Genomic DNA, 12,960 nt, shown 5'->3' with positions numbered 1-12,960 from the left:
TTTAAGTTATTTATTATTATTCAGTAAGTTTGATTTGATATGCCTGTCGATCTACTGGAAGTATTATCTGAGTTTTAACCGTCTCTCCTTTTGACTGATAATCTTGAATTTTTTGGCAAATTTCTCCTACTGTTGGTGCATCAAAAAATTCTTCTATAGATATTTCTACTTGAAATATTTCCTTAAGTCGAGAATTAAGTTGTGTTGCCAATAATGAATCACCTCCAAGTTCAAAAAAGTTATCATAAATTCCTACTTTTTCAATGCCTATAAGCATCTCAAAAATAGTTGCAACTTTCTCTTCCATTTCATTACGGGGTTTTACATAAGCATTGGTAAGATTGGGGCGCAGAGTAGTAACTTTAGACGATTGCTCCTGCCCTAAAGTCTGCTTAGATTTCGATTTGAGATTATAAGATTGTTTGATTCTTTCTGGAAAATCTTTTGTTGATACTACTACTTGGGAAAAGTTATTTAGCTCTAATTTATTTCCTTGTAAAATTCGACTAAATACTTCTATTCCCTCCCGGTTAGCAATAGCTTGCTTTAAATTTTCTTCATGTTGCTTTTGATATTTTTCTGGCAATTTGATATTGGCTGCCATTCCTACTTCTTGCCATGTATCCCAATTAATAGATACTGTGAAATTTTCACTTTTACGATTAGCAAATATGTCAAGAAAAGCATTAGCTCCAGCATAATCTATTTGTCCAAATCCCCCTATTATTGAACTAAGAGAAGACCAAAAAATTAAGAAGTCTAATTTAGTATCTCGAAAAATTTCATCTATAACTAATGTACCTTTGATTTTGGGAGCAAAAATTTTCTCTACTGTTTCTGGTGTTTTGAGTTTATTTTCAGTTTGGCCAATAGTCCCGGCAGCATGAATTACTCCATGAATATTACCGAATTTTTCATATACTTGATTTACTGCTGTCTGCATTTGTTCTTTATTGGCAACATCAGCTTGCAAAGTTAAAACTTCTGCACCGAATTTTTCTAGCTTTTGTAACTTTTGAATTTTGTCGATAACTCCATTATTATCTCCAGTTTTCAATAAATTTTCCCACTCAGATTTTGGAGGAAAATCCGAACGCCCAATTAATACTAATTTTGCTTGTACCGTTTCAGCTAAATATTCAGCGATCGCTACACCAATACCTCCCATTCCTCCTGTGATTAAATAAACTCCTTTTTCTCGTAATCTTTGATTTTTGGAAGCTGGTTCTAAAGTGATAGGTTCAAAAGTTTCTACCCACCGTCGTCCTCCACGATAAGCAACTGCCGAAGCGCTAAAATTTACTACTAACTCTGTAATTAGTCTATCAATTTTTATGGTAGATATATTGCCGGACGCATCAGATTCTTCTATATCTATAGAACAACAATTTACATTAAATAATTCTTGTGGAATTACTTTACAAGCACCTAATATAGTGGCTTTTTCAGGAATGATTTTTTCACTTCCAGTCACTTTTTGAAGATTGCTAGAAATTACTCCTATTTGTAATGATTCCTTAAAAGTTTTGCTATTTAATACTTGTGCTAAATAGAGCAAACTGTAGAATCCTAATTTCTGATATTCTTCGTAATTTTTAGCCGGAATCAAGCTCCAGAAATGAGAAATATTTTGAATATTTCCTAATTCAAGAACCTCATTTAATAAAATCTCGTAATTTTCCTGAATTTCGGGATTGATGGTATAAACTCCTTCTTGGATTTTGTGAAATTTATCTCCTCTTTTGACTTGAATAACTTCTGCACCATACTGAAGACTCAATCTCTCACAAAAAGCAGAACAAAATTCAGAATCATCTACAAAAACTAACCAACGTTTGCGTTCTGAAAAATCCACTGATGGTAAAATTTCATGTTTCCAACTAGGAACATAAAACCAATCAGCAATATCAGGCTTTTTCAATAAATGTCCAATTTTACTCCTGACTCCCGACTCCTGAGGACTGACTCCTTCTTCTGCATCAACCCAGTAACGTTGACGCTCAAATGGATATGTGGGTAAAGGAATACGACAACGTTCTTCCTGAGTAGAAAATCCCAACCAATCTACTTTAACCCCTGCTAACCAAAGTTTACCGAGAGTATTTAAGAAAAATTCTGTATCTGATTGTTCGTCTTTAGGATGGCGCAATGAAGTTAATACTAACCTTTCCCCTGCTTGCTTTCTGACAAAGGTAGCGAGAGTGCGCCCCGGTCCAACTTCCAGGAATATCTGTTCTGAGTCTTTCAATAATTCCCCAATACCATCAGCAAATCTTACTGGTTGCCGTAAATGTCGCGCCCAATAAGTCGGATTGATCGCCTCATTATTTGTAATCCAAGTACCAGTAACGTTAGAAATAAATGGTATCTGTGGAGGATTAAGATTTACCTTTTTAACTACCGCTGTAAATCGTTCAACAATGGCATCCATCATCTGAGAATGAAAAGCATGAGACGTATGCAAGCGACGACAATTTATTTCTCGCTGCATCAGCATATTTTCTAATTCTGCTATAGCTTCCAAACTACCAGAAACTACACTTAAAGAAGGAGCATTATTAGCTGCTAACTCCACTCCAGTAATTTTAGTTTCTGCTAAAAGAGACTCTACCTCTGAAGCAGACAAACTTACAGATAACATTGCCCCTGGTGGTCGTTGCTGCATCAAACGACCGCGAGTGGCCACCACTTTCAAAGCATCTTCCAGAGAAAAAACGCCAGCTAAAGTAGCAGCTACATATTCTCCTATACTATGCCCTATAGTTGCTGCTGGATAAACTCCCCATGACATCCATAATTTTGCCAAAGCATATTCAATGATGAATAGTGCTGGTTGAGCAATGGAAGTTGGGTTTAAGTCGGATAAAGAATATATATCTAAGTCTAAGTGTGGTTTGAGTAACTCCCGACAGCGATCGTATTCTTCCCGAAATACTACCTCTGTTTCATATATTTCTCGCGCCATGTTGACATATTGGGCACCTTGCCCCGTAAACATAAATACTACCGGGCAATTATTTGATTCGTTGAAACTGCTGAAAATTCGTTGGGGGTCTTTTGTATCTAATACTTTGACGGTATCTTCTATATCTGTAGTTACTACTATGCGTCGATGGGCAAATGCTTTGCGCCCTACTTGTAGAGTGTAGGCAACATCCGCAAGTGGGATGTTAGTATTATCTTTTAAATGGTTGACTAAATTCTCTGTTGCTGTTTCTAAAGCAGAAGGGGTACGAGCAGAAAGTAATAATAGTTGATGTTTTCGCGAACTAGGAATAACTTCTACGTCAGGAGCTTCTTCTAAAATGACATGAGCGTTTGTGCCACCTATTCCGAATGAACTTACCCCCGCGCGACGTGGCGTACCATTAGTTTCCCACTCTGACAATTTAGTATTTACAAAAAACGGACTGTTGTCAAAATCAATTTGCGGGTTAGGAGCTTCAAATTTGATACTAGGTGGCAAAACTTTGTGCTTCAATGCCATTACAGTTTTAATGAAACCTGTAATTCCAGCCGCTCCATCTAAATGTCCAATATTTGATTTTACCGAACCGATAGCACAATAACCTTTTTGACTACTCTCTGACTGAAAAGCTCCTGTGAGAGCTGCAATTTCAATTGGATCGCCTAAAGGAGTACCTGTACCATGAGCTTCTATGTAAGAAATTGTTTCTGGTTCAACTTCTGCCATTATTTGAGCTGCTTGAATAACCTTTTTTTGACCTTTTTCACTTGGAGCTGGATAACCAATTTTGTCATCCCCATCATTATTAATAGCAGAACCTTTGATAACAGCATAAATAGTATCTCTATCTGCAATTGCTTCTTCTAAACGTTTAAGAACAACTACTCCTATTCCATTGCCTCCTAAAGTACCATTTGCTTTAGCATCAAAGGGACGACAATGACCATCTTTAGAAATTATTTCCACAGGAGATAAAGTTAATTCATTTTGAGGAGTTTTAACAGCAACTCCACCAGCTAAAGCCATGTCACATTCCCCACTTAGCAAGCTCTGACAAGCTAAATGAACTGACACTAATGAACTCGAACAAGCCGTTCCTATACTAACACTAGGACCTTTTAAGTTTAACTTATAAGAAATGCGAGTTGGTACATAATCTTTGTCACTTCCAATTAATCTTTGTAATGGGGTAGTAGATGATATTATTTCTGGGTTATTGTAGAGGTTATAAATAGCATAAGTACCCATTGATATACCAGCATAAACCCCTATCGGTCTTTTTTCTATTTCAGTGTTATATCCTGCGTTTTCTAATGCTTCCCATGCACATTCTAAAAATATTCTGTGTTGGGGGTCTGTTATTTCTGCTTCCCTGGGATTCATACCGAAAAAATCTGCGTCAAATAAGTCGATATCTTCTAATATAGACCCTGCTTTAATGTCTTTTTCGTCAGTTTTATCTGTAGGGAAAATAGAGGTTAAATCTATTCCATCAATTAAATTTTGCCAAAATTCATTCAAGTTTTTACTTCTGGCATATCTACCTGACATACCAATTACTGCTATTTCTAAACCGTTTATTTCTGTAGAATCATTCATTTTTATTATATTAGTATTTATTAGTAATTTATAAATTTAAGATTATTATGATAGATTAATACTTTTTGATTTTGAATTAAATTTAGATATTTTTTTGGGTTGGGTTGAACTAAGTTTTTTATATTTAAGAGTATAACCCAACCTAAATAAAACTACATTATTTAGTAGCCTTCGTTTTTTTGAATCTAGCTTTCATCCTATCTTTACCTGCTTGAATTTTAGCTTTTAATTGGTCATCTTTTTCTTCTGTTGAATTCTGACTTAATTGCTCTGATAATTTTGCAATCGTAGCATAATTAAAAATATCTACCAAAGAAATATTTTCTGATTCATTTGGTAATACTTCTCGGAGTTTGTTATAAATTTTAGTTACTTGTAAAGAGTTGCCACCTATGTCAAAAAAGTTATCATTAACTCCCACCTTTTCTAAACCTAAAACCTCTTCCCATATTTTCACAACAGTATGCTCAATTTTTGTTTGAGGTGGCGCATAATTAGCATCTTTTCCGAGTAAATTTATTTGTGGTTGAGGGAGCGATCGCCGATCAATTTTACCATTAGCAGTTAAAGGCAAAGTCTCCAGAGTAATATATTCAGCAGGCACCATATATTTAGGCAATTTATCTTGTAAATACTCCCGCAGTTCCACAGAAAGAGAACGAGTGCCAGGAGCAGCTTTAGACTTAAACCATTGCTTGGTCTGAGCTAAATCTATTTTTCCACCCACAAAACTATAAAGCAAAACTTGACTTGACTTCAACTTTAATAAATCTTGTAATTCATCAAATTCTACATGACCAACAGGGCACAAACCAATCTCTTGTTTTGGTGCGCTACTCATCAGTAATTGACCGATATGACCTGCTTCCAACAAACTGAAATCCTTGGCTAATTCTCCATACATTGGAGATATGGCATCTAATTTCCCAATCAAAAATATTGAAAAAGCAGATTGTTCAAAAATTGGTTGATTACCACCATAAATTTTACCATCAATTTCACTGGTGCTACTAAGCAACATCAAACGATGGTCAGCAGGATGATAATAATATAAACCTCCTTCGAGACCTTCCACTCGGTTAGGTTTGATGAACAAGTAAGTCTGAACTGGATAGAGATTACCCGCTGAAGGATAACGATATTTTGGTAGAGGATAATCATTCAGTTTCATTTGTTGCAGACAACTTAAAAACTTGCTCAACTGCTTCAAAGAAAGTGGGTGATATAAAAACTCTCGATAACTTTGGCGTTCCAAATAAGCCTGCATCAGATTTTCGTCTACTTCAGTTTCTGGTAATTCTACACTGGTAATAGAAGATTCTAACTGCTCTAACCCAGGCTGCTTGAGCTTAAATTCTATACGCTCTAAAGGGTCTGTCAACACTCCTTCCTGTTGAGAGGGTTGATAAGCTTCTGCTGCATTTTGAGATGATGCTAATTCCTGGTTGAAAACAACATAAGCTACTAATCCTTTTTTATGCTGCTCTTCTCCGAAAACACTAATCACAACTTCCTTGATTCCAGGATAGCGTTTCAATGCTGCCTCTATTTCGCCTAATTCAATCCGATGACCGTTAATTTTTACCTGAAAATCTTCTCTGCCTAAAAACTCTATATTGCCATCAGGTAAATATCTGCCTAAGTCTCCTGTTTTGTATAATCGCTCTTGAGTTTTCGGATGAGTTATAAAACTAGCTTGTGTTTTTTGCTCATTTTTCCAATAACCGACAGCTAATCCCACACCTCCAATGTAGAGTTGCCCAGGTACGAAAACTGGTCTCGTTTCCATGCAGTCATCCAACACATAAAAACGTTGATTCAATAAGGGTTTACCATAAGGAACACTTTTCCAATCTGGATTAATTGTCTCAATAGGATAGTAAATTGACCAAATTGAGGCTTCAGTTGCTCCCCCTAAACTAATTACCTTGATATCTGGCCATACAGATTTAATTTCTGGTGGCAAGCTTAATGGCAACCAATCTCCACTCAACAAAGCTAGACGTAATGAAGATGATACTATTTCCGTTCTAGCAGATACATATTCTACCAACATTTGCATTAGGGCAGGCACAGAATTCCAGAGAGTGATTCCATGAGTCTCTATTAACTCTATCCACTCAGACGGATCTTTTGTTCCTGTTGCCGATGGTATGACCATACTCGCGCCAGCAGCAAGTACACCAAAGATATCGTATACTGAAAGGTCAAAGTTCAAAGCTGATACTGCTAGTATCCGGTCAGATGGCTCTACACCAAAGCGTTGATTAATATCTAGAATGGTATTAACTGCACCTCGATGGTCGATGGTTACTCCCTTCGGCAAACCAGTCGAACCGGAGGTGTAAATAACATAAGCTAAATTATCTGGGGTTGCACTAATCTTTAAGTTATCAGGTTCATCTATAGATGGGTTAAAAGTATCGACATCAATACGTTTAACATTATTAGGCAAGACAATATCTGTTAGGTAAGATTGGGTAAGTACAATTTCTACATCGCTATTTTCTAACAAATATTGCAACCTTTCTTTTGGCTCTTTGGCACTAATTGGCAGATAAGCAGCTCCAGAAGCTAAAATTCCTAAAGTGGCAACTACTTGCTCCCATCCTTTTTCCATGACTATTGCTATTAGTCGATTGGGTACAGCTCCCAAATACTGCAACTTTTCGCCTAAATGTGTTGACAATTTGTATAATTCATTGTAAGTCAGAGAGCGCTCGCCTGAAATTACAGCAATTTCATTTCCGCGTATTTTAGCTTGCTGTACAAACAAACTATATAAAGTTGCCTCAGAAATTGGCATCTCTGTAGTATTAACTTCTGCCCTTTGTAATAATTGGTTTGCAGGCATTAAGTATTCTCTACTTGTCTCACTCCAAATTTCATCAGATTTAGCCATACATTCGAGCAGATTGCAATAAGCTCCAAACATATCGTCAATTAATCCTTCTGGGAACAAATCTATTACTACATCCCAGTTAAAAACTAATTTTCCATTATGTTCGGTGACTTGATGATCCATCCACACCTGAGAAGCTTGACTGATGGCATAAACTAACTCACCAAATTTATCTACATAATTTTCTTGGCCTATAGCGCTAGTAAAAACAATTGGCATAGCAACAGGATTTCCTCCTTGTCTGCGATTTATTTCTCGCATGACTCGCACTCCACTAAAATAGCGATGCTCTAAATCTTGCCATAATTGTCTCTGTAACCGTAATGCTCTATTAGTAAATGTTTCAGTTCCTGAATTATCTACCGCCAAGAGGTTAACGGAAGTGAAATCTCCTAGTATGTCGTTAACCTGGGGATGTAAAGGAAGGCGATTTAACAGGGCAACATTCACGGTAAATTTCGGACTTTTACCCCATAAAGTCAGCACTTCAGCAAATGCTGCTAACAAAATACCAGAGGGAGTTAAACCAACTTCACCCCCCCGTTGTTTTAAATTTTGCCAGGTTTCCGGACTCAGCTGGCCACTAAATCGCTGACATTGATAATTTTTGAGAGAACTTGGATTTTTTACTAGAGGTATTTCTGGTGCTGGAGGCAAACTATCAATTCGATTTAACCAATATTGTTGCGATCGCTTAAAAAGTTCAGTGTTTTGAAGTTTTTCTTCAGCTAAAACACAGTCTCGGAATGTAATTTCCAGTGCAGGTAGGAGACTTTCTGGATTCTGATAAAGTTCCATCCACTCCTTAAAAAGGAGCATCATGCTCCAGCCATCAAATATCTGAACATCATAGCTGAAATGTAGTCTGAGGCGTTCTCCATCTAGAAGAGTAGCTCTAAATTCAAACAGAGGCCATTTATCCGTAGGCAAAACTTGATGAGACAGGATATTTCTGATTTCGTCTATCTGCGCCTGCACAAAATCATCGTCTTTCCCTCTCAAATCTAGAGTTGATATTTCATACGGTGGTACTTCTTCAAAAACTTTTTGCAATCCTTCCGGTAATACAACTGAGCGCAACATATCGTGACGTTGAATTAATTGGTTTAGCGCCTGGTTGAGACGATCTATCTTTAAACCCACTCTTTCCAGTTCATAATAACCATGATTGGCAACATCACCCAATTCCAAAACTCCCATGCGCCCTACCCAATAAGCATATTGAATATCTGTAAGTGGGAAAGGTTCATAGCGTTGCTCTGGTTGAGGAGTTATCGTTGGTAAATAACTAACACTAGCTCCTATTTCGTTTTGTTGTAACCGCTCAATAATTTCTGCTTTATGTTCGGAAATTATTTCTCGTCGTTCGGGAGTCATTAAACCTTTGGCTGCCTGGATGCGTAATTGTTCGCCATCAACCCACAATTTTACCCCGTTTTCTGAAAGTTCGTTTAATAGTTCGTTTACAGTCATTTTATTTTGAAGTTAGTTTATAATTTGGCTTTAGCCCTATAGTTTTATAATTTTTTCTTTGACTAATTTTTAATCAGTTTTATTTTTTTATACTGTCTTTGAAAGAGTTTTTTTTGTTTGATGCTTCTACTAGCATCTTGCTTAGTTTGATAAATTTAGGTGAAAAATTTTTATGTACTCATAAAACAATTTCCTCTATATCTTCACTTATATCCTTAGATAATGGTTTTGATGATGTTAAGTTTGCTAAATTTAATTTTTCTAGTATAGCTGAAGCTAACTTAGCTATATTATTTTCTCCTATAAAATCTTCCATTGGTAATCGTACTTGTAGATCGGTTTCAATACGACTTCTAAGTTCCGATGCCATTAATGAGTCAATCATAGTAGCTAATGGTTCTTGTGAATTAATTTTACTAGGGTTTAACTGTAGTGATACAGCTAATTCTTCTATTATATATTTTTCTAATACAAGGGAGCGCTCTTTCCCTGAAGTAGCAAAAACTTGTTCGGGAGATATCTTACTTTGATGACGTGGTTTAATACCAGTATTACTAAGTTTAGCTTTCTTCAAAGGAGCTACATTTGCAGCACGTCGCAGAGTTTCAAAATTGATCTGCTTTAACTTAGCATTAGTAATCTTTCCAATTACTGTTTCTGTATCATCAAATAGCCAAAGATTACCTTGAGTTATTTGTTCATTGTTTTCATTTAGTTCTAGTTTTGCTTTTGCCCAAAGTTGTTGCCCAGAATAACCATAAAACTCAAATTTTTCTATTTCTACAAGTAATTCCATACCTGAAAGTTCTCCTGGATAACAAAAAGGTAAGGTTTGTATCCAAGCATCAATATCTCCTAGTGGAAGTAGATAATTTTTATAGCTATCTGGATTTTCTGGGAGTTGAATTTTAGCGATCGCCTCCCCATCTTTTCGCCACACTGTATCTAGTAACTGACAGCTTTTGCCTAACTTAACTCCCATTTTCTCCATCATTGTTGAGTAAAATTCGGAACTAGGTATTTTTTCTGGATAATTTTCGAGAGTAATTGTTGATAACTTTGTTTCTACCGGAGTTTTGCTATCAAAGCAAACCTTTCCCGAAGCATTAAGTACCCAATTTGTCAAATCAGTTTCTGTTGGCAAACTGAAAATTTTAAAAGATACTTGATCTTCACTTTGAGAACTTAAAATTATCTGCACAGTACGAAGTCCATTCTCTGGCATAATTAATGCTTGAGAAATACTGATATCCTCAAAATGATAGGATAACTTGCCAAAAGCTTCTTGAACAGCAGCTACAACCATTTCCAGATAAATCACAAGATTCATTACTGGCATTCCATCTATGCGATGGTCATTTACCAGTGGTAGTCTATCTAATGTAAACTGTGATTCAAACTGAATCTCTGCCAAAGGTGAGTATAGTCGTTTATCTAATAAGGGATGGGAAATTTTGGCACCAAGAGTTGTCGTACTGTGATTTTGAGTTTTATTAATCCAATAACGTTGTCGCTGGAATGGATAAGTAGGTAACTGTAGGCGTTGCCGTTGATAATCACGGTCAAATCCTGACCAGTCAATATCTGCACCTAGTCGATACAGTTTTGCCAGACTAGACAATAATACTTGCCAGTCACTTTGTGTTTTCTCCAACGAAGGCAACCAAGTCCCTAAATTTTCTAATGATTGCTGTTTTGCCATGTTGATAAAAATAGGGTTAGGACTTATTTCCAAAAATAAATTTTGTCCATCTGCGGACAGAGTTTCGATGTTGGCAGAAAAATTTATCTGGTTTTGAGTTTCCTGTTGCCAATAGTCAGGAGTTGCTATTTCTCCTCGTGTAGCCAATTTTCCTGTCATGTGGGAAATAAAACCGATACTTGGAGGAGAGTAATTTATTTCTGACGGCATTTGCTGTTTGGCGATCAGTTTCAGTGCATCTTCTAAACTAAATACCCCTGCTACACAAGCAGCCACATATTCCCCTACATCTTCTCCCATTACTACATCGGGTTCTATCCCCCAAGATTTCCATAACTCAGCAAGAGCATATTCTATAGAGAATAAAGCAATTTTACTGTATGTTTCGTCTAAATCTTTACTTGTGACTTCTTCAACCTCTGGGTACAATATTTGTAGTAATGATTCTTTGAAGTAAGGTTGAATAATTTCATCACAACGCTCTAATGTTTTGCGGAATATTGGTTGAGTATCAAAAAGCTGCCTTCCCATATTGATGTATTGGGAATCAACACCAGAGAATAAAAATGCTATCTTAGGTTTCACTGTAGACTCAGCAGGAATTTCAATATTAACAAGTTGTTGAAGAATTTCTGCTGATGACTCTCCTACTACAGCAAGGCGATAAGAAAAATGAGAACGCCCTGTATTAGAGGTAAAACATATATCTGCTAGTTCTACTTCTGGATGAGCTTCTAAATATTTTTGATATCTATTTTTTAACTCTTTGAGAGCAGTCTCAGTTTTTCCTGATACAGTTAACAAGTGTAAAGGACGTTCTAATTCTCCTTCATTTTTGACTTTTGACTTTTGACTTTTGACTTGATCGAATGACTCCAAAATCAAATGAGAATTAGTACCACTAAAAGCAAAAGAACTAACTCCAGCGAACAGCTTTCCATCTTTTGTTGGCAACCAAGGAGTCAATTCAGTAGGAATATTTATAGCAATACCAACTTCAGAAATATGTGGATTTAGTTGAGTAAGATTTAGATGGGGCGGTATTTCTCCATGCTGCATTGCCAATACTACTTTGATCAAACTAGCAATTCCTGCTCCTGCTTCCAAATGACCAATATTAGTTTTCACCGAACCTAACATTAGTGCTGGTGCTTCTATATTTTTGCCCCGCAAAACTTCTGTCAAAGCTTTAACTTCAAGAGGATCTCCTAAAGATGTTCCCGTACCGTGAGCTTCCACATAACTAATATCCCCGGGTTCGACTCTGGCATTTTCTAATGCTGTTCTAATAACTTCTTGTTGTGCTTTAGCATTGGGAACTGTTAAACCACTACTGCGACCATCTTGGTTAACTGCCGAACCCCGAATCACTGCCAGAATATTGTCCTCGTCATTAATAGCATCAGACAAGCGTTTCAGTAGTACCATTCCACACCCTTCACCCCTACCATAACCATCAGCAGCAGCATCAAAAGTTTTGCACCGACCATCAGGAGACAAAGCTTGAAGTTTTGACATAGCAATAGTTGTCTGGGGCGACACCATTAAATACACCCCACCTGCAACAGCAAGGTTACACTCCTTAGCACGCAAACTTTGACAAGCTAAATGTACTGCTAGTAGGGACGACGAACAGGCAGTCTCAACTACCATTGCTGGACCTTGCCAACCTAAACTGTAAGATAAACGACCTGCTGCTACACTCAAAGCATTTCCTGTTGCTGCATAAACATCAATATCTGTAGGACTATTAAATAAAGCTTGTTGACCGTATTCGTTGACGCTAATGCCTAAAAATACTCCGCTCTTGCTACCCGTAAGTTTTTCTGGTGCAATCCCAGCATTTTCTAATGTTTCCCAACTAACTTCTAATAATAATCTCTGCTGGGGGTCCATGCTAGTGACTTCGCGGGGATGGAGTCCAAAGAACTCAGCATCAAACTCATCAATTTTGCTTAAAAATCCTCCGTTACGAGTATAGGTTTTACCTGGAGTCTCTGGAGTGGGATCATAGTAAGCATCAACATTCCACCTATTGCTAGGAACTTCCTGAATAGTATCCACCCCATCACGCAATATTTCCCAGAATGATTCAGGGTCATTTGCCCCACCTGGAAATCTACACCCCGTACCGATAATAGCTATGGGTTCTGTAGTAGCAGTTTCCACTGCGTCTAATCTAGAGCGCAATTCCTTGATGGTGACAAACGCTCGCTGTAAAGGAGATAATTCTTCTGTGTTTTGGGAAGTTGTGTTCATAAGTCTTTTTTGAGTAGTCAGTAGTCAGTAGTCAGTAGTTTTTTTGAGTACTCAGTA

The 12,960-nt window shown here is 37.0% G+C and carries 3 protein-coding genes; all 3 read right to left on the bottom strand.

What is annotated here, in order from left to right; translation table 11 throughout:
* Window positions 1-16: 16 nt before the first annotated feature.
* The 3 genes from F6K27_RS14890 to F6K27_RS14880 all read right to left on the bottom strand — a co-directional run bounded on the left by F6K27_RS14890 (window position 17) and on the right by F6K27_RS14880 (window position 12,903).
* Window positions 17-4,567 carry a type I polyketide synthase gene (locus F6K27_RS14890; RefSeq protein ID WP_287275961.1) on the bottom strand — a complete coding sequence of 1,517 codons (4,551 nt, stop codon included), beginning with the start codon at window positions 4,565-4,567 and terminating at the stop codon, window positions 17-19.
* A gap of 157 nt (window positions 4,568-4,724) precedes the next feature.
* Window positions 4,725-8,942 carry an amino acid adenylation domain-containing protein gene (locus F6K27_RS14885; protein ID WP_287275960.1) on the bottom strand — a complete coding sequence of 1,406 codons (4,218 nt, stop codon included), beginning with the start codon at window positions 8,940-8,942 and terminating at the stop codon, window positions 4,725-4,727.
* A 178-nt stretch (window positions 8,943-9,120) separates the two neighbouring features.
* Complete coding sequence (locus F6K27_RS14880) at window positions 9,121-12,903, bottom strand: beta-ketoacyl synthase N-terminal-like domain-containing protein (protein ID WP_287275958.1); 3,783 nt, start codon at window positions 12,901-12,903, stop codon at window positions 9,121-9,123.
* Window positions 12,904-12,960 lie beyond the last annotated feature (57 nt).

The sequence above is a fragment of the Okeania sp. SIO2F5 genome, assembly GCF_010692685.1.
GTDB classification, from domain to species: Bacteria; Cyanobacteriota; Cyanobacteriia; order Cyanobacteriales; family Microcoleaceae; genus Okeania; species Okeania hirsuta.
Note: the sequence above shows the minus strand (reverse complement) of the source record. Positions and strands in the feature narration are given on the sequence as shown.

Coding starts and splice junctions, on each gene's coding strand:
- F6K27_RS14890 (WP_287275961.1), bottom strand. CDS start 4,567: ATGAATGATTCTACAGAAATAAACGGTTTAGAAATAGCAGTAATTGGT.
- F6K27_RS14885 (WP_287275960.1), bottom strand. CDS start 8,942: ATGACTGTAAACGAACTATTAAACGAACTTTCAGAAAACGGGGTAAAA.
- F6K27_RS14880 (WP_287275958.1), bottom strand. CDS start 12,903: ATGAACACAACTTCCCAAAACACAGAAGAATTATCTCCTTTACAGCGA.